This window comes from Actinomadura sp. 9N215 (genome assembly GCF_044326345.1).
GTDB lineage: Bacteria > Actinomycetota > Actinomycetes > Streptosporangiales > Streptosporangiaceae > Spirillospora.
The window spans coordinates 125,498-144,322 of sequence record NZ_JBIRBA010000008.1; the positions used below are offsets into that span (position 1 = coordinate 125,498).

Sequence of the window (18,825 nt, forward strand, 5' to 3'; positions counted from 1 at the left end):
TCGTGGGTGGCGTCGCGTCTCGGCGTGCGGCTCGTGGACGACGCCCTTCCGGCCGGTGCGGGGCTGGCCGATCTGGTCGGGCTCGCGGTGCGGCGCAATCCGCGGCGTGCGCATCTGCTGGTTTCGGCGGTGCTGGGCAAGCACGTCCCGACCGATCCACGGCTCGTGTACGGGTCGGGGCTTCTGCTCGGTGAGCTCGTGCGCGCGCGCCTGCGCGCTGAGCAGCCGTCTGGGCCCGGTCTTCTCGCTGATGCCCTACGGGGTGTTCCGGGGGCGGCGGCGGGCCTGCGTGACCTTCTGCGTGCACCACAGGTTCCCATGGAAGCGATCGTGCTCGGCTACGCGGAAACGGCCACCGCCCTGGGCCACTCGGTAGCGGACGCCCTAGGAAGCGCCTACTACCTGCACTCGACTCGCCGTCCCGTCACCGGCTTCGCCACGTACGGAGGGTTCGAGGAGGAGCACAGCCACGCCACGAGCCATCTTCTGCTGCCCGCCGATGCCGCCGCGCTCGACCGTGACGTGCCCGTCGTGCTGGTGGACGACGAGCTCTCCACCGGACGGACGGTCCTGAACACCATCGAGGCGTTGCATGCCGTCCGGCCTAGGGGTCGTTACGTCCTGGCGGCTCTGGTCGACCTGCGCGGCCCTGCCGACAGGGCGCGGATGGAGGAACTCGCCGATCGGCTTGGTACCCGCATAGACGCGGTGGCGTTGGCCTCCGGGCAGGTGGAGCTTCCGGCGGGCGTCCTGGAGGCTGGGCAGACGCTCGTCGACGAACTCACCGCGCGGCCGACGCGTCCGTCCGAGGCCCCTACTGCGTTCGACGTGTCGCGAGTCGAACTGGACTGGCCCGCAGGGATTCCAGACGGAGGCCGCCACGGCTTCCTGCCCGAACACAGGGATCGGCTGGAGAAGGACCTGGCACGGATGTCCGACGCCATCGCGTCCGGGATGGGCGACGGCGCCTCCCGCGTGCTCGTGCTGGGGTTCGAGGAGCTGATGTACGCCCCGCTGCGGCTGGCCGAGGCGCTCGCCGACGTGCTGCCGCGTGTGGACGTCCGGTACTCGACGACCACCCGTTCGCCGGTCCTCGCCGTAGACGACCCCGGGTACGCGATCAGGACGCGCTTGACCTTCCCGTCGCACGACGATCCGGCCGACGGGCCAGGAGAGCGCTACGCCTACAACGTCGCCCCGGCATCGGCCCAGGACGGCTTCGACCGCATCGTGCTGGTCGTGGACGACATCGCCGACACCCCGGCGCTCGCCGACGGCCTTCTGCGACGCCTGCGCGCGCTCGCGCCCACGCTGCTCGCGACCGTCCCATCGCGGAAGGGCGTTCAGCCCAGGACGGGCGTTCAGCCGAGGAGGGACGCTCCACCGAGGAAGGACGCTCCACCGAGGAGGGGCGGGTGAAGCCGCTGTACGGTCCGTCCTTCGGCAGCTATCCCGCGGACGACGTCGCGTGGCTGCTCAAGGACCTCTCGCACGTCCGGCTCGAAGCGCCCACGGAGGAGCGCGAGGCGGCGATCCAGGCGGGCCGCGCCCACTACGCCGAGTCGCTGCCGGTGGAGTACCAGCCGGGCCCCGAGTACCGCAGGCTGTTCCACAAGGCCCTGGACGCGTCGGCGGAGCGGATCGCGTACGCGACCGGCCTGGTCACGGAGATGATCCTCGCCGAGCGCGGCCCGGGGATGGTCCTGGCGTCCCTGGCGCGCGCGGGCACGCCGGTCGGGATCCTGCTGCGCCGCTGGGCGCGGTTCGCGCACGGCCTGGACGTCCCGCACTACACGCTCAGCATCGTCCGTGGCCGCGGCATCGACACGGAGGCGCTGCGCTACCTCGCCGAGCACCACGACCCGGCCTCCGTGATGTTCGTCGACGGCTGGACGGGCAAGGGCGCGATCACGCGCGAACTGGCGGCCGCCCTAGCACCGCTCCCGTTCCCCTCCGACCTGGCGGTGCTGGCCGATCCGGGCCGTTGCACGTCCCTCTACGGGACGCGTGACGACTACCTGATCCCGTCCGCGTGCCTCAACTCGACCGTCTCCGGCCTGGTCAGCCGGACCGTCCTGAACGACGACCTGATCGGCCCCGGCGACTTCCACGGCGCGAAGTTCTACGCCGATCTGGCGGACGACGACGTGTCCGCCCTGTTCCTCGACGCCGTGTGCGCCCGTTTCGCGGACGTCGCCGAACGGGTCGCGAAAGATCTGCCCGGCCTGCGGTCCGCCGACCGGACGCCCGACTGGTCTGGCTGGGAGGCCGTCCACCGTTGCGCCCACGCCGACGGCATCGACGACCTGAACCTCGTCAAGCCGGGCATAGGCGAGACCACACGTGTCCTTCTGCGCCGCGTTCCATGGAAGGTGCTCGTCCGGGAGGACGCGGGCCCCGAGGTCACCCACATCAGGCTGCTGGCCGACGAACGCGGCGTGCCAGTCATCGACGTCGAATCTGACCGCTTCCCCTACGCCTGCATGGGATTCATCCACCCGCGCTTTGGCAAGGGAGCCGTTCAGTGACCGTCCTGGTGTGCTCCGATCTCGACCGTACGCTCATCTACTCCACCGCAGCGTTCGCCTTGGACGGGCCTGACGAGACGATGCCGCGCCTACTCTGCGTGGAGTTCTACCAGGGCGCGCCGCTCTCCTACATGACGGAAGCGTCCGCGCGCACACTCGAAGCGTTGGCGAAGACCGCGACGTTCGTCCCGACCACGACACGCACACCGGAGCAGTACAGGCGCGTGCACCTGCTGGAGAAACCCGCCCCTTACGCCATCTGCGCGAACGGCGGCCACCTACTCGTGGACGGCGTGGACGACGCGGAGTGGTCGGCGTCCGTCCGGGCACGGGTCGCCGACGGGTGCGCCCCGCTCGCGGCCGTCCAGGAGCACCTCGTCCAGACGAGCGGTGACTTCGCCCTAAAGCGACGCACCGCATCCGACCTGTTCGCCTACACCGTCGTCGACCGTGCCGCGCTCCCACCAGGATGGGTGGACGACCTCACGGCCTGGTGCACCGAGCGCGGCTGGCGGACGTCCCTGCAAGGCCGCAAGGTGTACTGCCTGCCCGCAGGCTTGACGAAGGCCGCCGCCGCGGCGGAGATCGCCCGCCGGACGGGCGCATCCACGACCCTCGCCGCCGGCGACTCGCTCCTCGACATCGACCTCCTCGAAGCCACCGACCTGTCCATCCGACCGGCCCACGGCGAGCTGCACGACACCGGCTGGACGTCCCTGTCCACGGCCGTCACCGCCGCTCGCGGAGTCCTCGCAGGCCAGGAGATCGCGGACTGGCTGCTGGAGCGCGCGGCCGCCCCGTGACCAAGGGCTGTAAATATTCACGGTCAAGGCCCGCCGGCCGTTGACAAGCGACGTCCCCCAAGGGGTCGCAGCGGCGGCGTTCTGAGGTGACAATCACGGTGAGCCCTCAGGCTCAGGAGCCTTTCTTTCGCCGGGAGGAGGTCGCCCTGATCACATGAGCACCCGTCTGACCGGCGACGAGACCGCGCTGTGGAAGGCCGCGGCCAGGGTGCTCGACGCGAACTGGACCGGGACCGCCACCGCCGCGTCCCCAGGCCTGTACCCGCACCAGTGGAGCTGGGACTCGGCCTTCATCAGCATGGGCCTCGCCCGCTGCCGCCGCGACCGCGCCGAGGCCGAACTGATCAGCCTGTTCCGCGGCCAGTGGGCCGACGGGATGCTCCCGCACATCGTGTTCGACACCAGCCTCGCCCGGCACGCGTTCTTCCCCGGCCCCGAGCTGTGGCGCAGCGAACGGCAGCCGTCCGCGCCGCGCGGCGTCCACACCTCCGGCCTGACCCAGCCGCCGCTGCACGCCCTGACCGCGCTCCGCCTGCACGAAAGCGCCACCGACGGGGAGAGCAGCCGGGCCTTCCTCGCCCGCCTCTACCCGCTGCTGAACGCCCAGCACCGCTATCTCGCCCGCGCCCGCGACCTCGGCTCCGGCGGCCTCATCGCGATCTGCCACCCCTGGGAGTCGGGCCTGGACAACAGCCCCGCCTGGGACCGTCCGCTCGGCGCCCTCCGCCTCCCCCCGACCGCGTACGCGCCCGCGCAACGCTCCCACACCCTCCCGACCGGCGAGGACTACGACCGGTACGTGTGGCTCGTCGCGCTCATGCGGGAGGCCGGATACCGTCCCGGCTACCTGCGCGACGAGCACCCGTTCGCCGTCGAGGACCCCCTGGTCAACGCGATCTACCTGGCGTCCACCCACGCGCTCGCGGAGATCGCCGAGCTTGTCGGCGCCGACCCCGTCCCGCACCGCGAACGCGCGCGGCGCGTCCACCACGCGATCCTCGACCGGCTCTGGGACGCCGAGACCGGCTGCTTCCGCGCCCGCGACCTGCGCGACGACCGGCTGCTGCCCGTCATCACCGTCGGCGCGTTCGGGCCCCTCCTCGACCCGGACCTGCCGGCCCCGATCGTCCGCAACCTCGTCGACCTCCTGCTCTCGGCCCGCTTCGCCGGAGCCGCCGGATACCCCGTGCCCACCTGCGACATCCAGGCCCCCGCGTTCGACCGCGGCGGCTACTGGCGCGGCCCCACCTGGATCAGCACGAACTGGCTGGTCTGGTACGGCGCCCTGGGGCACGACCTGCCGGTCGTCGCGGACCTCCTCTACGGCTCCACGATGCGGCTCGTCCGCCAGTCCGGCTTCCGGGAGTTCTTCGACCCCTTCGACGGCACCGGACGCGGCAGCCACGACTACGCCTGGTCCGCCGCCCTCGTCCTCGACCTCCTCGGCGCCCGCCGCGCCCCCCAGGCCGCCTGATCGCATACGGTGGCGGCATGCGCCTGCACCGGGTGGGCTCCAAGCTCCGCGACGCCCTCGCCCTCGAACGCGGCGAACGCGTCCTCGCCACCGCCCCCACCCGCGGCGGCTCCCACGTCGCCGCCACCACCACCGCCCTGCACGTCCCCACCCCGGAAGGCGGGTTCACGCGCGTCCCCTGGGAACGCGTCGACCACGCCACCTGGAAGGACGGGTGGCTCCACGTCCAGGAAACGTCCCGCGCCGAGCACCACGTCCGCCTCACCGACCCGGGATCGGTGCCTGAGATCGTCCGGGAACGCGTCACCGCCACCATCGCCGTCAGCCACCAGGCCATGCTCCCCGGCGGCGGCAAAGTGCGCATCGCCGGCCGCCGCCCGACCACAGGCGGCGACGTCCGCTGGACGTTCGTGTTCGACGCGGGCCTGGACCCGTCCGACCCGGGCCTACGCGCCCAAGCCGAACAGGTCCTCGAAGACCTACGCCGCCAGACCGGCCTCTAGCCGGGGTACACCTGCGACTGCTCGTCCTCGACGGCCTTGTGACGCCCCGGCATCTGCTCCGGCACCCGCTCCTTCAGATGCTCCGCCTTCCCCTTGGCCGCCCCGGCGAACTCCTCGCCTTTGGCCCGCAGCTTGCCCGCGGCCTCCTGGACGTTCGGGTTCTCCGACACCTGCTGCGACAGCCGCTTGATCTGCTCGTACCGCTCGCGGCCGGCCTTCGTCCCCATGACGTAACCGATCGCCGCGCCTGCCATGAACATCATGCGAGCTTTCATGTTTACTCCCACTGACGGCGGATTCGTCCCACCCCCATACCCGCCAACAGGCCCTCCACCCGTGCCAGGACGCGAATAACGGGTGCGCGAACAGCCCCGGACATGCGCTAACCTAGACCCGCCGCCAGGGGCCCACGCCCCGGCCACACGAACGATCCCGCGTAGCTCAATCGGCAGAGCAGCCGGCTGTTAACCGGCAGGTTATTGGTTCGAGTCCAATCGCGGGAGCCGAGGCAGGGGTGGTGTGCTCAGCGGGCTTCGCTCGCTTTCGCCGTGGCCCGCAGTGTCCTCCCGGGGGGCGACCCCCGGACCCCCGGTGTGAGGGCTCCGCCCCCACGCCCGCTCCCGGTTGCGGCTCGGGGTTGTATTCAGGTGTTTTCGGGGGAGCCGAGGCGGCGCTTCTTGCTCGGTGCGCCTTCGCCGTGGCCCGCTGTGTCTTTCCGGGGGCGGCCCCCGGACCCTCGATGTGGGGGGCTCCGCCCCCACCCCTTCCGGCTTGGGTCTGGTTCGTGTGCTCGTTCCCGCCCGATCCAACTCGCGTCGAGGCGGTGGAGAATCAGCCGGGGGCTGAGGCTGATTTGCGCAGTGATCATGCGGGACATCGGCAGTCGTGAAGGTGCCGACGCCGGACTGACTTGAGGAGGCGTGCGTTACTCACTGGCCGGAGGCGGTCAAGGCCTGTCCGGAAGTCTCGTGTGTGCTCTCATTACTCGTGGTGATGCCGTCTCACCCGTGGTGATAGCAGTCGACGTCAGAGGGAGCGAACGGCGTGGTCAGCGCACCTCGTGGGCCGATGGATCCTTCGTTGGACGCCCAGGACAGGGCCACTACGGAGCTCGGCCTGCGGCCGGGGGACGGCGTGGCCCTCATGGTGGCCGAGTACGAGAGCCTCCGAGCGGAGATCCTCAAGCTCATCGAACTCCAGTCCCAGCTCGTGGCGCTCACGATGATCGCCTTCGGCACGGTGGTCTCGGTCGGGTTCCAGTCCAAGAACGCCACCATCGTCTTCACCTATCCGATCATCTCGCTTCTCCTGGCCGTCTACTGGCTCAACTTCGCGCACACGATCTGCCGTTGCGCGGAATACGTCTCGGACAGGATCGAGAAACGCGCCGGCCCGGAGTACATGGGCTGGGAGAACTACGTTCGTGTGCGTCCGCTGGAAAAGGCCAGACTGGGCTATTGGGGCGTCAGGTTCATCTTCATGGGAAGCTCGGTAGTGGCGATCGTCGCCGGCTTCTCCGTCGGAATCCATGGACTCGATGACGGCGTCTTCAGCGGGGTGGGCATCGTGATGACGGTGCTCACCATGGCGCTGCTCGCCACCTGGCGCGAGCCCGCGCTCGTTCAGGCCGACCGCGGTGGCTCGGCCGACGGCGACGCCGGACGGGTCGGAGCAGCGGATTCCTGACCCGCGGCGCACACGTCCCGCGATCCTCCTGGCCTTTCTGATTCAGGGGACCGTGTCAGGGACCTTCGCGAGCCGTGTGCCGTGGCTGCGAGAGCACGATCACCTCGACGAAGGCTCGCTCGGGCTGGCCCTGTTCGCGTTGGCTCTCGGTGGCCTGGCGGCACCGCTCCTGGGGCGGCGAGCCGTCAGAAGGCTCAGCGGGCCACGGGGCACGGCTTGCCTGCTGATCGGTTTCGCCTGTTCGCTGGCGCTCCCGGTGCTCGCCGCCAACCTGTTCCTGCTGTGCGCCGGCTGCGTCGCGTACGGGGCCGCGGGGGCGTTGTCCGATGTCGCGATCAACGCGCAGGGGGTGGCGGCCGAAAAGCGCCGGGGCCGATCGATGATGTCCGGGTTCCATGGCGCTTGGAGCGTCGGGGCCCTCCTCGGATCCGGGGCCGGCGCGATCGCGGCGGCTGAGGACATTGACGCTCGCGTTCATTTCGCCGCCACCGCCCTGGTCGTCATCCCTCTCGCAATGATGACGATCCCGGGCCTTCTGGAGAGGTCCGGCGAAGGCGAAAGCGGCAAGACCCGTCAGATCTCCCTCCCTTCCCGTCCGATTCTCCTCATCGGGCTCATCGGTTTTTGCGCGATGTTCGCCGAGGGCGGCGTCGCCGGTTGGTGCGCGGTGTTCCAGACGACCGTCACGGGCGCGGGTGATGGCGCGGCGGCCGTCACCTACAGCGCGTTCGCGATCGCCATGGCGGTGGGCCGGCTGTCAGGTGACCGAGTCGTACGGGTCCTGGGACGGACGGGCGCTGTGCGCGTCAGCGGCGTCCTCGGAACGGCCGGCTGCCTCCTGGTCGTCACCAGCAGGTCGTCGCTGGTCTGCGGCTTTGGATTCTGCCTGGTCGGGCTGGGGGTCGCCGTCGTCGTACCGCTCGCCTTCGCCGCGGCCGGACGGGCCGGGCCCACTCCGGCCGACGGCGCCGCGGGACTGGTCACGGTCACCTATGTGGCCGGGCTGGCGGCTCCTGCGGCGATCGGCCAGATCGCCGATCACGGCTCCCTTCCCATCGCCTTCCTTCTGACGACGGCCCTGGTCGCGGCCATCCCGCTGGGTGCCGGGCTCCTTGACGACCCCGCACGGCGGACGTGACCCGCGAAATCGCTTGGTGACGTCAAGCGCCTGTTCCGCCGACGCCGATACCGTCCACCCGGGTGAAGTTCCACGTGCAGGATGCTCGCCGAGCGGGCTCGGTGATCGGCCCGGTGGGGTGATATTTCGGCCGTCCGGTCAGAATTCGTCGTCGATGAACGGGGCCGGGGTGTTCTCAAGTTCCTTCGGCAGGGGCCCCGGGCTGTGGCCGTAGTAGAAAGCTGTAGACGTCGTGGAGCCGGGTGCGGTGCGGGTCGTTGGCCCGCCCTTTGACGATGCCCAACCCCTGCTCATTGCGTGTGGGGGGTCAGGGCGGGGCGGCGGCCTCGGGCGCGGGGCCGCATTGTGCGGGTCAAGTCGACTGCCCATGTGTGATGTGGTGCCGGGAGCCGTTGATGCACGAGGCTGGGCGGTGTCGCGAGCGGAAGCGAACAGTGGGGTTCCCGGCGGACGGGCTGATCGGGCCGGTGTAGGGAGTGCGGCGCGGTCGGCTGGATCCCGGGCGGGCCTCCGCCCCTTGGATAGGCGGCGGAGGCCTTGTGGCACGTCGAAAGCGCTAGAGAGCCTGGGTGGTTACCAGCAGCGGACGTAGTGGACGTGGCTGATGTGGATGCTTCCGGTTGCGTAACGGTCGGGGCCGGGGTCGGTGTAGAAGGTGCCGGTGCGCCAGTCGCCGGCCACGTTGGTGGCGTTGATGAAGCCGTTGTTGCGGGTGTAGTCCTTGACGCCGGTGCTGGTTCCGCGGCCGTTGTAGATGGGCTTGCCGGGGTCGGTGACGTATTGCCAGGTCGAGCAGGCGCGGGTGGGCTGGGCGGCTGTCGCGGTGGCGGGGGTGACGGTCAGGGGGATCGCGGTTGTGGCGGCGAGTGCGGTGAGGGCGTGGCGCTTGTTCATAGATGACCTTTCGTGACGGACGGTCATCACATGATTACAGGACGAGGATGCGCGCAGACTACCGCGTTCACTAAACCGACACTCACCGGCCACGATGAAGCCGGGGTGAGGTTGTCGGGCGACTCTGATGAGAGAAAGTGGATGGCGCGTCGGCGGAGCGCCGTGGGTAGCGAGCTAGGTCATGGTTGATTGGGTGGGTGGAGGTTTGTGAGCGGGAGGTTGTGTTCGGTGTGTAGGCGTTCGGCGATGAGTGAGCGGTGGCATGCATCTGGATCGCGTTCGACGCAGAGTAGGGCGGTTGTCGAGTTGGCTGGGAGGTCTGCCACTAGTGCGGCTAGGTCGAATGGGTTGAGGATTTCGCGGGTGTAGCGGTCGGTGTATTCGGGTGCGAGGGAGACGCGGTTGCGTTTGCCTACGCCTTGGCGGTCGTCCTCGCGGTATTGGAGTTGGCGCAGGTCTGTCGTCGGTGCCAGGCCCTTTAGGTGTCGGTAGTCGATGTCGGCTGTGGCGAGTGCGTGTTGGAGGCGTGCCGAGTTTGCCCAGGAGTAGTCGGGGCCTCGGACGCCGCGGCGCTGGCGGACGTCGAGCAGCAGCCCTACACCCCCGCCGGTGAGCTTCTCCAGGAAGGTTTCGAGTGCGAAGCCGTAGACGCCGATCGTCGCGATGCGTTTCGTTCCGGTCATGGCGGCGGGGGGTGAGGGGCGTACTGTTTGGTGATCCAACGGCAGATCGCCTCCACGACGTAGCTGCGTTCGGTGTCGTCGAGCGTGTGCCCGGCGGGGATGCCGTGCCAGCGCGCCAGGCAGATGCGGCAGCACGTCGCGGTGGCGTGCTGGGCGACGAAGACGGGATGCCCGCGATAGGGCGTCTGGCGGCCGTCGTTGCGTGGCTCGGCCGGGGCCAGCCTGCGGTCGACCAGCTCCTCGGCGTGTCTGCGGACGGTCGTGATGCCGCGCAGGTCGACCACCGCGCGGTCCCGGCCGCGCAGCCGGAACTTCGCGCGGAAGGGGTGCTGCCCGATCCGGTGCAACCTGGCGTTCAACTCGTCCGTCACGCAGTCACTCCGTGGTCGATCTGGTTCGCTACAGCGTGATGTTGAACATCCAGCTGATCCCGAACTGGTCTACGAGCGCGCCGGCCTCGTCGCCCCACGCCTGCTTCTCCAGAGGCATCGTCACCGTGCCGTTGGCGGACAGCTTCTTGAAGTGGTCGCGGAGGCCGGTGTCGTCGCCGCCGATGTAGACCGCGACGTTGTTGCCCGGGTGGTGGGGCACACCTTCCGGAACGTCCCATGCCATCAGTGTGTAGCCGTCCGGGGTGTCGAGGCTGGCGTGCATGATCTTGTCGGCGCCGGGGGAGCCCGGGGAGCCGGAGTCCGAGTGCGCGTTCAGCTCCAGTTTGCCGCCGAAGACCTCCCGGTAGAACTCCATGGCCTGCCGCGCGTTCCCGTTGTAGCTGATGTAAGGGTTGAGTCGGGATCCCATTTGATGCTCCTTCGTGTGGGTCAGTGCCTAGAGCCTCCCGGTAAATCACGACATCCTGTGTCGTGTATTCGCGTAGAGTTTTCGTATGCGTGCCGACCGGTTGGTGTCGCTGGTGCTGTTGCTGCGTCAGCGGGGACGGCTGTCGGCGGCCACGCTGGCGCGTGAGCTGGAGGTGTCAACGCGCACTGTGCTGCGCGATATCGAGGCGCTGTCTGCGGCTGGCGTGCCGGTTTACGCCGAACGTGGGCGGCATGGCGGGTTCGCGTTGCTGCCCGGTTTCCGGACCGACCTCACCGGGTTGAACCATGACGAGGCCCTTGCCTTGCTGGTCGCCGGGACACGACGCGGCGCGCAGGCGTTCGGGCTCGGGTCGGCGCTCGCTTCGGCGATGCTCAAGGTGGTCGACGCGCTGCCCGAGAGCTATCGGGACACTGCGGCGGGCGCGGCCCAGCGGCTGCTCATCGACCCGGAGACGGATCTGCTTTCGCGGCGTGTGGTCGCCGAGGAGGTGCCCGACGCCGTCGTGTCCGAGATCCGGAGCGCGGTGTTCGCCGGGCACAAGCTGCGCATCCACTACGCGGCCAAGGGCCAGGCCCCGAAGTGGCGCACGGTGGACCCGATCGGCCTGGTCACCGTCCGCGACCAGGGTTACCTGCTGGCCACGAGGTCTGGCGCGGACCGCACCTACCGGCTGTCCCGGGTCTTGGCCGCCGAGGAGCTGGACGAACCCGCACAGCGTCCAGACCGCGTCGATCTGGGCCAGGCCTGGCAGGAACGCAGCACACGGTTCCGGACAGGCGGCGACCAGGTCGCCGTGCTCGTACGGGTGCACCCGGCGCGGCGGGAGGACCTGGTGTGCACCGCACTGGCCGTCCGCGCCGAGGAAGCCGACACGGACGGCTGGCTGCGGCTGGAAGTGACCTTCCAGGATTCACGACACGCCGAATGGGCGCTGTGGCAGCTCGCCATGAGCGCGGAAGCCCTGGCCCCGCAGTGGTTGCGCACCGCCCTCCGCGACCGCGCCACCGCGATCGCCGCGTCCTACGATTCCCAACCTGAGCGCTGACGGACGATTGACCCGACTCGGCCGGAAGGACGGTTGGGGGTCGCTCTTCGGGTTGATGCGCGCGGGGATCGTGCGGGGGATCATCGCCGCATGGCATCCAGAACCCGTACCGTCGCGGTCGTCACCGGGCTGTTCGCCCTTTCGGCCACGTTGTCGCCCACCGTCGCGTCCGCCTCGATCGATGCGGATCCACGGCTGCCTTCGCCGACCGGTGCTCGGCCGGTCGGGACCACCTCTCTGTATCTCAAGGACACCTCCCGGCCCGACCCGTGGGTGCCCTCCGTCAAGGCGCGCGAGTTAATGGTGTCCGTCTGGTACCCGGCGAAAGCCCAGGACGGACGTCGGGCGCAGTACATGACCCCGAAGGAGTCCGAGCTGCTGCTCAAGGGCGCGGGCGTGACCGGCGTACCCGGCGACGTCCTGAGCAAGACGCGCACGCACGCCTACCGGGACGCGCCCCCTGCCGGGCGGGCACACCGCCTCCCTCTCGTCGTTCTCTCTCCGGGTTTCAGCTGGCCGCGCAGCTCGCTCACGTCGCTCGCCGAAGACCTGGCCAGCCAGGGTTACGTCGTCGCCGGGATCGACCACACCTACGAGAACCACGCCACGACCTTCCCGGACGGACGCGTGACCACATGCGTCGCCTGCCAGGCCCCCGGCGACGACGTTGCCGCACGGGCGACGAAGGGACGGGCGATCGACGTCTCCTTCGTGCTCGACCAGATCCTCTCCGGGCGTACGAAATGGAAGGGCGACGCGCTGATCGACCGGTCGCGCGTCGCGATGGCCGGGATGTCCCTGGGCGGCGCGAGCGCGTCGGAGACCATGCTCCGGGACTCCCGCGTGCGCGCCGGGATCAACATGGACGGATCGCAGCAGGTCGCCATTCCGCGGCGCGGCCTGAAGCGCCCGTTCATGTTCCTCGGACAGGCGGCGCTGGACGACACGTGGTCCCGCGACTGGCCGCAGCTGAAAGGCTGGAAGCGGTGGCTCCAGGTGCAGGGGGCGATCCACCCGTCCTTCGCCGACTACGACATGCTGACCCAGCAGATCGGTCTCGACTTCGGGAGCAAGCTCCCCGGCGACCGCTCGGTGGTGATCACCAGGGCGTACGTCAGGGCCTTCATGGACCTGCACCTTCGCCACCGGCCTCAACCTCTGCTGGACGGGCCGTCCGCCCGCTACCCGGAGGTGACGTTCAAGGCCCGGGACTCCCGGTCTTGACCGCGTTGCCGGGGCATTCGTCGTCGCACAAATGACGCGGGATGGCTCACGCACGCGTGTCCACGGCCCATTGCGGGCCGTCTCCGTTGCAGCGGTCAGAAATGTGCGGCGTGGACACGGAGGGTTGTGTGATTGCCGATGTCCGGGTCGGTGAGGCGGGCTAGAGGGCGAGGGCGTGGCGGAGGCCGGCGCCGAGACGCATCAGTGTCTGAGGGCTGAGGGCCCCGACGTCGCGTTTCAGGTCTTCCTCGAAGAGGATGACGATGTCGTCGCACAGGGCCCGTCCGACGAGCGGGTCACCCGAGTCCAGCTCGATGATGCTCGGCAGTTTCGGCTTGGACGAGGTGGTGATGCGCACCGCCAGGTAGCTGTCGAGCTTGCCGTTGCGGGCGTTGTTGCTGACGACGGCGAAGGGCTTCTCGCCGTAACCGAGGTCGGCCATGTAGACCCTGCCTCGCAGCACGCGCCGCTGTTGGGTCACTGCTGCTCGACCGCTTCAGCGGACCTCCGCCGCGCGGCGCGGCGGAACGCCCGGTCCTCGTCGTCCTGGGCTGCGGCCAGGGCAGCGTAACCGGTGAGCATGACCTCTTCCTCTACTGCCTTGCGGGCGACCTCGACCAGAGCCCGGACTGCGGACGCGGCCGATGACCCGGTACCGAGTGGGCGGCCGATGAGCTGCCCCAGCGCCTGGTTCTCTGGGGTGCCGGGGGTCCGGATCGCCTCCAAGAGCATCTGGTCCTCGTCCGTCAGTGCCACGGGGAGGCGAGCCTTGGTGCTCATGTCAGCCCTCCTGCTACCTGGTACGCCCTATGCATCAATGAATGAGTCTACCTGATGCATCGCTGGATGGAACAGATTGATGAATCGGTTCGTGAATCATATCGTGACTCAGCTTGGAGTGGAGGTGGGCGTTCGGCGTTCGGTGAGGAGGTGGTGGGCGCGGGCGGCGGCGGTCGGGTCTGCGGTGCGGAGCCTGGTCAGTAGGCCGTTGATGTCGGGGGAGGAGACACGGGTGGTGGCGGTCCAGTGGCCGTGGTCGTCTCGCGTGATCGTCCACTTGGGGAAGAGGTGCTGGAGAAGGAGCAGCGTGACGGGCTCGTTCATCGTTTCCTTGCGTGAAGGCCCCCGCCGCTCTCCGTCCGAGGTCGGAGAGCGGCGGGGGCGCGCTGGGGGCTTGTTACGGGTGGTTGCGCTGGAATTGCTCGATGACGTGGGTGATGTCCTTGAGGTCGGCGCCGCAGTCGCAGAGGTATCCGGTGCGTCCGCGCGAGGCCTCGTGGTAGGCCCAGCGGCGTCCGGGCACGGCCATGACGTTGATGGTGAGGACGGCGCTGCCTGTGCCGTAGACCCGCAGGAGTGGTGTGTGTACGGGGACGACGTCCGGGGTGTACGTCTTCACGCAGCGCCATCCGTTCCGCTCCAAGGTGAGGGCGAGGGCGTCCAGGTACCGGATGGCGGTGTCGCGGTTTCGCTCGGTGTGCCACTTCAGGTACCGGTGGCGGATCGTCCGGCGCAGCCGGTAACCCGTCAGCGAAGCTTGGCCCACGTGATCTTTCCTCCTTCGTTGAGGGGGCGGACGCCCCAGTCGTGCACGAGCTGGGCCATGAGCAGCAGGCCCCGGCCGGACGTCGCGTCGTCGTCCTCGGGCTGGGCGGTGGGGCGTCCCTCGCCGGAGTCCCACACCTCGACGACCGGGCGGTCGTCGTGCTCGTCGCGGAACACCCGCAGGACGATCGGCCCGGCCCCGTACTTGAAGCTGTTGGTGACCAGCTCGCACACCACGAGCCGACCGTCGTAGTTGTCCTCGATCCCCCACTCCGCGAACCGCTCGGCGAGGAACCTCCGCGCGAGCCGTGGTGCCTGGTCGTTGGATTCGAGGACGAGCGTGGGTGGAACCTCTGGCGCGAGCGCTGTTGCTGGCATCGGTACGACCTTCGGAATGTGTCTGAATTCTCGTAACTCGCTGCACATTTTCGACTTCGAGGCGTAGTGTGACCAGCGAAGCGCCGCAACACACACGTACCGCTAACCGCTGTTGGCGGGCGATCCCCCCACTCACGCGCTGGAGGCTCGGACATGGCCGCACGCAAACCGACTGCGAAACTCCTCGCCTTCGGCGCGGAGGTCAGGCGGACGAGGGAAGAGGCAGGCATCACCCGGACCGAGCTCGGCGCTCGGGTGGCGGTCACGCGCAGCTACATCTCGCAGGTCGAGTTAGGCCGCACGAAATGCCGCAGGGACTTCACCGAGCGGCTGGACAAGGCCCTGGAGACCGGTACCACGCTGGCCGACAAGTGGGACGAACTCGTTCGCTCCAGCGGTTACCCGAAGTATTTCGCGGACTTCCCGCTTGCTGAGGCTTCCGCTGTAATGCTGCGCGCCTTCGAGATCAGGCTCGTGTACGGACTCTTCCAGACGGAGGCGTACGCAGGCGCGATCTTGGAGAGCGAGGAACACGTCAAGGAGCGGATGCAGCGGCAGAAGATTCTCACCAAGCCCAACGCCCCCAGCGTTTTCGTGGTGCTGGACGAGTCTGTTCTCTACCGAGAGGTTGGGTCACCAGGGATCATGCGCGAGCAGTTAGAGCACTTGATCGCCCTGTCGGAACGCAACAACATCACACTCCAGATCGCACCGATGGGCTACATCCGTGGAGCTCGGGCCCCGTTCGTGATCGCCACGCAACCAGACCGAAGTGAGCTGGTGTACCTCGACAACTGCGTCACGGGTGAGACGAGCGGAGTGCCAGACGACCTGGCGACCGTCACCGAGACGTTCAGTAGGCTGCAAGCCAACGCGCTTTCGCCGAGCGCATCGGTCGAGCTGATCCGAAAGGTAGTGAGTGAGCGATGGACGTGACTTGGCGCAAGTCATCGCGCAGCAGCGAGTACGGAGACAACTGTGTCGAGCTGGCTGAACTCTCCGAAGGTGTTGGTGTGCGCGACAGCAAGGACCCAGAAGGTCCGAAGCTGGTCGTAACGCGCGGCCAGTTCGCAGTCTTGGTGGCGGCACTGAAGCGCTGACCCGAACTGGCAGAGCACATGGAGAGCGGTGAAGGAACGTGGGTCTGAACGATCTTCACTGGCGTAAGTCGTCGCGCAGCGGTGAGTATGGAGACAACTGCATCGAGGTGGCTGAGCTTTCTGACGGTGTCGGTGTCCGCGATAGCACGGATCCGGACGGGCCGAAGTTGGTCGTTCGGAGTAGTGAGTTTGCGGCGCTGGTGGCGGTGTTGAAGGGATAGCGCCCTCCGAAAAGCTTCTGGAGTCGAGCCTCGGCCCTTGTGGGGCCGGGGCTCGGTGCGTTGTTCGGGGAAATTGTGCGGGTTTTCGGGTGGCCGTAATTGGGGTGGAGTGGGTTCGGGAATGGTGGGTGGGTTGGTTTGCGGAAGGGGGTGGGGGGTGGTGTGATTTCTTCCGGTTCGGTGGGCTGGAACGGAGGGTGGGCATGGAAGCGGGAGCGGTGCTCGGTGGGAGGTACCGGCTCACCCGGCGGGTCGGGCAGGGTGGCATGGGGGAGGTGTGGGCCGCTGACGATATGGAGCTGCGACGACGCGTTGCGGTGAAGATCGTGGTGGCGGGGCAGGGGACGTCCACCGTGCTGACCGATCGGTTGCGGCGGGAGGCGGAGAACGCGGCGCAATTGCAGCATCCTGGGATCACGGTGGTGCACGACATCGGTGTCCACGAGGGGCAGCCGTTCTTTGTGATGGAGCTGCTGAACGGGACCGACTTCGCCGCGATCCTCGCCCAGAATCGGCAGGGGCTGCCCATTGAGCGCGTCCTGGAGACGGGGGCCGCGGTGGCGGACGCGCTGGGGTACGCCCATCGCAGGGGAGTGGTGCACCGGGATATCAAGCCCGCCAATCTGATGGAGCTGGCCGAGGACGGGGTGAAGATCTGCGACTTCGGGATCTCGCGCTCCATGGACGCGACCGGGCATCTCACCGCGGCGGCCGGGATGATGGCCACTCCCGCCTATACCGCGCCTGAGCAGTATGAGGGGCGGCCTGCGGATGCGCGGACGGATCTGTATGCCTTCGGGTGCACCTTGTATGCGTTGCTCGTCGGGGTGCCGCCGTTCGGTGGGGACACGTTGCCTGCGCTGATGCATCAGCATCTGACCATTAATCCGGTGCCGCCGTCCCAGCGGAGGGGCGGGGTTCCGGCGGAGCTGGACTGGATCGTCCTTGGGCTGCTGGCCAAGAATCCCGCTGAGCGACTCTCGTCCGCCGAGGATGTGGCGCGGAGGCTTCGCGCATTGGTCGGGGCGGCACCTCGGATGGAGGCGCAATACGCTCCGGTTCCGCCGCAGTATGCGCAGCCTGTTCCGGTCGCGCATGGGGCGCCGCCGCCGCCCATGGGCGGTCCTCCAGCTCCTGGTTATGGGCCGGGGATGGGTGTTGGGCAGCCGCGTCCGCCGATGTCTCCGCCGCCCGGCGCGGCACCGCGTGCGGCTGGGCGGAGGGCGTTCTTGATCGGGGGCCTTGTCCTGGTTGGTGGCGCCGCTGCGGCGGGCGGGGTCTATTTGACGACCGATATCTTTCGGCGCTCGCCTGACAGGACGCTTTCCGGTCACACCGACCATGTGAACTCGGTCGTGTTCAGCCCCGATGGCAAGACGCTGGCGTCCGGTGGCAAGGACGGGACGGTGCGGTTGTGGGATGTGGCCGCGGAACGTCCTGTCGCGGTCCTCGACGATTATCGCGACCAGGTCGAGGCGGTGGCGTACAGCCCGGACGGCAGGCTCCTGGCCGCCGGGGGCATGGGCGGCGCGGTGCAGTTGTGGGACACGGCGACCAGGCGTGGGGCGGGGGCGCTCAAGCGCGACGCCTTCCAGGTCCTGTCGCTGGCGTTCAGCCCGAACGGCAAGATCCTCGCCGCCGGGGGTGACGTCGATGCCACTGCTGAGCTGTGGAACATGACCAATCGGCGCGTTATCGGTGGGGTGGGGAACACGGCTTACGCGGCTGAATCGCTCGCGTTCAGTCCGGACGGCAGGATCCTCGCGACCGCCGGTAGCCGGGCGCCGCTGATCCTCTTCGACGTCGCGTCCCGGCGGCGCATCACCGAGCTGGACGGTCACGGCGACGGCACCTTCGGGGTGGCGTTCAGCCCGGACGGCAAGACCCTGGCCTCCGGAGGGGGCGACCATAAGGTGCGGTTGTGGAGTGTGGCCGCGAAGCGGATGACCAGCGAGTACAGCAAGTCCGCCAACTGGGTCAAGGCGGTCGCCTACAGCGCCGACGGCAAGCACCTGGCGGCAGGCGACGCCGACGGGACGACGTGGGTGTGGGATCTGGCCACCAACGAGGCCACCGAGTTCAAGGTCCGCGTCATGGGGGTCGAGTCGGTCGCGTTCAGTCCGGACGGTAAGACGCTGGCGACCGGCCATATCGACAACAAGGTGCGTTTGTGGCAGGTGTCGTCCTGAAGGCCGCCGAGTGTTCAGGGCTCGGCGGCCTTCCGGTCCCTTATCTCGACCAGTGGTGTGAGCGGATGGACAGGTTCGCCGCGTTGACCGGAGCGGACGTCACCGGCAGCGGGTCGGAGATCTGGCCTCTGTAGTTCGCGTACCGATAGAAGCTGACCTTGTTGTACGGGTTGGCGGTGTCGCCGTTGTTCCAGACGCTGTTGACCCTGAACCCGTACGGCCTGCAGCGGACGGCGCCGTCCTGCCAGTCGGGGTCGTCGCCGTCCCAGGTGCAGCGGGTTCCGGTGGCGTTCTTGCCGCTCCACACGCACACGTCGCCCTTGGGGCAGGTGCTCGCGGCGGGTGCCGAGGCCAAGGCGGCCGGTGGCGCGATGGTGATGGCGGCCCCCGCCGCCACGGCACCGGCCAGCAGCCCGATTCGGATCGTGCTCATGTTCTCCCCGTTGTTCATGTCCACGTCGTCGGGTGTGACGTGCACGGACGCCGGTGACGCTACGGGGTTCCGGTGCCGGACGTTCTCGTCCGCGCGCGGCGTGGCGCCGTTTCGGCGGTGCTGGCCGGGTAGATCGTCCACCGACGTGCCTTGCGGAGG

At 68.8% G+C, this 18,825-nt stretch carries 24 protein-coding genes and 1 tRNA gene; 14 read left to right on the top strand and 11 right to left on the bottom strand.

Annotated elements, in window-relative coordinates; translation table 11 throughout:
- Positions 1-6 precede the first annotated feature (6 nt).
- From ACH34T_RS15810 to ACH34T_RS15830, 5 genes are all read left to right on the top strand, one after another.
- Positions 7-1,419, top strand: coding sequence for a phosphoribosyltransferase family protein (locus ACH34T_RS15810; protein WP_395992858.1), 1,413 nt, complete (start codon positions 7-9; stop codon positions 1,417-1,419).
- A complete protein-coding gene (locus ACH34T_RS15815) occupies positions 1,416-2,528 on the top strand; it encodes a cysteine protease StiP family protein (protein WP_395992859.1) in 1,113 nt (370 codons plus the stop codon). Before ACH34T_RS15810 ends, ACH34T_RS15815 begins: the two co-directional genes overlap by 4 nt.
- Positions 2,525-3,331 (top strand): HAD family hydrolase, encoded by an 807-nt coding sequence (locus ACH34T_RS15820; RefSeq protein WP_395992860.1) that lies wholly within the window; start codon positions 2,525-2,527, stop codon positions 3,329-3,331. Before ACH34T_RS15815 ends, ACH34T_RS15820 begins: the two co-directional genes overlap by 4 nt.
- 154 nt (positions 3,332-3,485) lie before the next feature.
- The gene (locus ACH34T_RS15825) at positions 3,486-4,805 is read left to right on the top strand and encodes an MGH1-like glycoside hydrolase domain-containing protein (protein WP_395992861.1); all 1,320 of its coding nucleotides are present in this window, start codon (positions 3,486-3,488) and stop codon (positions 4,803-4,805) included.
- Positions 4,806-4,822: 17 nt separating this feature from the next.
- Positions 4,823-5,308, top strand: coding sequence for a hypothetical protein (locus ACH34T_RS15830; protein WP_395992862.1), 486 nt, complete (start codon positions 4,823-4,825; stop codon positions 5,306-5,308).
- On the opposite strand, the gene ACH34T_RS15835 is transcribed toward ACH34T_RS15830, so the two are convergent.
- Entirely contained in the window at positions 5,305-5,583 is a 279-nt protein-coding gene (locus tag ACH34T_RS15835; RefSeq protein WP_395992863.1) for a YtxH domain-containing protein, read from the bottom strand. The two genes, ACH34T_RS15830 and ACH34T_RS15835, sit on opposite strands and share 4 nt — an antisense overlap.
- A gap of 155 nt (positions 5,584-5,738) precedes the next feature.
- Between ACH34T_RS15835 and ACH34T_RS15840 the strand changes: the two genes are divergently transcribed.
- The 3 genes from ACH34T_RS15840 to ACH34T_RS15850 all read left to right on the top strand — a co-directional run bounded on the left by ACH34T_RS15840 (position 5,739) and on the right by ACH34T_RS15850 (position 8,132).
- Positions 5,739-5,811: transfer RNA gene (locus ACH34T_RS15840), tRNA-Asn, on the top strand.
- 640 nt (positions 5,812-6,451) lie between these two features.
- Positions 6,452-6,994, top strand: a complete 543-nt coding sequence (locus ACH34T_RS15845) for a hypothetical protein (protein ID WP_395992864.1) — start codon at positions 6,452-6,454, stop codon at positions 6,992-6,994.
- Complete coding sequence (locus ACH34T_RS15850) at positions 6,945-8,132, top strand: MFS transporter (protein ID WP_395992865.1); 1,188 nt, start codon at positions 6,945-6,947, stop codon at positions 8,130-8,132. The genes ACH34T_RS15845 and ACH34T_RS15850 overlap by 50 nt, the downstream gene beginning before the upstream one ends.
- Positions 8,133-8,705: 573 nt before the next feature.
- Here ACH34T_RS15850 and ACH34T_RS15855 read toward each other — a convergent pair.
- The 4 genes from ACH34T_RS15855 to ACH34T_RS15870 all read right to left on the bottom strand — a co-directional run bounded on the left by ACH34T_RS15855 (position 8,706) and on the right by ACH34T_RS15870 (position 10,510).
- Entirely contained in the window at positions 8,706-9,026 is a 321-nt protein-coding gene (locus ACH34T_RS15855) for a hypothetical protein (RefSeq protein ID WP_395992866.1), read from the bottom strand.
- A gap of 179 nt (positions 9,027-9,205) precedes the next feature.
- Complete coding sequence (locus tag ACH34T_RS15860) at positions 9,206-9,709, bottom strand: DUF488 family protein (protein WP_395992867.1); 504 nt, start codon at positions 9,707-9,709, stop codon at positions 9,206-9,208.
- Positions 9,706-10,080, bottom strand: a complete 375-nt coding sequence (locus tag ACH34T_RS15865) for a DUF4186 domain-containing protein (protein ID WP_395992868.1) — start codon at positions 10,078-10,080, stop codon at positions 9,706-9,708. Before ACH34T_RS15865 ends, ACH34T_RS15860 begins: the two co-directional genes overlap by 4 nt.
- A 28-nt stretch (positions 10,081-10,108) precedes the next feature.
- Positions 10,109-10,510: a VOC family protein gene (locus tag ACH34T_RS15870; RefSeq protein ID WP_395992869.1), complete on the bottom strand. Its 402-nt coding sequence runs from the start codon at positions 10,508-10,510 to the stop codon at positions 10,109-10,111.
- 85 nt (positions 10,511-10,595) lie between these two features.
- On the opposite strand from ACH34T_RS15870, the gene ACH34T_RS15875 reads away from it, so the two are divergent.
- Together ACH34T_RS15875 and ACH34T_RS15880 are read left to right on the top strand one after the other, a co-directional pair.
- On the top strand, positions 10,596-11,576 hold the full coding sequence (locus tag ACH34T_RS15875; protein ID WP_395992870.1) for a helix-turn-helix transcriptional regulator: 981 nt from the start codon (positions 10,596-10,598) through the stop codon (positions 11,574-11,576).
- Positions 11,577-11,666: 90 nt separating this feature from the next.
- Positions 11,667-12,800: an alpha/beta hydrolase family protein gene (locus ACH34T_RS15880; RefSeq protein ID WP_395992871.1), complete on the top strand. Its 1,134-nt coding sequence runs from the start codon at positions 11,667-11,669 to the stop codon at positions 12,798-12,800.
- A 160-nt stretch (positions 12,801-12,960) separates the two neighbouring features.
- On the opposite strand, the gene ACH34T_RS15885 is transcribed toward ACH34T_RS15880, so the two are convergent.
- From ACH34T_RS15885 to ACH34T_RS15905, 5 genes are all read right to left on the bottom strand, one after another.
- A complete protein-coding gene (locus ACH34T_RS15885; protein ID WP_395992872.1) occupies positions 12,961-13,263 on the bottom strand; it encodes a type II toxin-antitoxin system PemK/MazF family toxin in 303 nt (100 codons plus the stop codon).
- 14 nt (positions 13,264-13,277) lie between these two features.
- Positions 13,278-13,580 (bottom strand): hypothetical protein, encoded by a 303-nt coding sequence (locus ACH34T_RS15890; RefSeq protein WP_395992873.1) that lies wholly within the window; start codon positions 13,578-13,580, stop codon positions 13,278-13,280.
- A 108-nt stretch (positions 13,581-13,688) separates the two neighbouring features.
- A complete protein-coding gene (locus tag ACH34T_RS15895) occupies positions 13,689-13,904 on the bottom strand; it encodes a hypothetical protein (protein WP_395992874.1) in 216 nt (71 codons plus the stop codon).
- Positions 13,905-13,977: 73 nt separating this feature from the next.
- Positions 13,978-14,346: a hypothetical protein gene (locus ACH34T_RS15900; RefSeq protein WP_395992875.1), complete on the bottom strand. Its 369-nt coding sequence runs from the start codon at positions 14,344-14,346 to the stop codon at positions 13,978-13,980.
- Positions 14,328-14,723 carry an ATP-binding protein gene (locus ACH34T_RS15905; RefSeq protein ID WP_395992876.1) on the bottom strand — a complete coding sequence of 132 codons (396 nt, stop codon included), beginning with the start codon at positions 14,721-14,723 and terminating at the stop codon, positions 14,328-14,330. Before ACH34T_RS15905 ends, ACH34T_RS15900 begins: the two co-directional genes overlap by 19 nt.
- A gap of 153 nt (positions 14,724-14,876) precedes the next feature.
- Here ACH34T_RS15905 and ACH34T_RS15910 point away from each other — a divergent pair, with 153 nt between their 5' ends.
- The 4 genes from ACH34T_RS15910 to ACH34T_RS15925 all read left to right on the top strand — a co-directional run bounded on the left by ACH34T_RS15910 (position 14,877) and on the right by ACH34T_RS15925 (position 18,233).
- Complete coding sequence (locus tag ACH34T_RS15910; RefSeq protein ID WP_395992877.1) at positions 14,877-15,659, top strand: helix-turn-helix domain-containing protein; 783 nt, start codon at positions 14,877-14,879, stop codon at positions 15,657-15,659.
- Positions 15,650-15,823, top strand: coding sequence for a DUF397 domain-containing protein (locus ACH34T_RS15915; protein WP_395992878.1), 174 nt, complete (start codon positions 15,650-15,652; stop codon positions 15,821-15,823). Before ACH34T_RS15910 ends, ACH34T_RS15915 begins: the two co-directional genes overlap by 10 nt.
- A 38-nt stretch (positions 15,824-15,861) precedes the next feature.
- Positions 15,862-16,044, top strand: coding sequence for a DUF397 domain-containing protein (locus ACH34T_RS15920; protein ID WP_395992879.1), 183 nt, complete (start codon positions 15,862-15,864; stop codon positions 16,042-16,044).
- A 203-nt stretch (positions 16,045-16,247) separates the two neighbouring features.
- The gene (locus tag ACH34T_RS15925; protein ID WP_395992880.1) at positions 16,248-18,233 is read left to right on the top strand and encodes a WD40 repeat domain-containing serine/threonine protein kinase; all 1,986 of its coding nucleotides are present in this window, start codon (positions 16,248-16,250) and stop codon (positions 18,231-18,233) included.
- A 40-nt stretch (positions 18,234-18,273) separates the two neighbouring features.
- Here ACH34T_RS15925 and ACH34T_RS15930 read toward each other — a convergent pair whose 3' ends face one another.
- Positions 18,274-18,807: a peptidase inhibitor family I36 protein gene (locus ACH34T_RS15930; protein WP_395992881.1), complete on the bottom strand. Its 534-nt coding sequence runs from the start codon at positions 18,805-18,807 to the stop codon at positions 18,274-18,276.
- Positions 18,808-18,825: the final 18 nt, after the last annotated feature.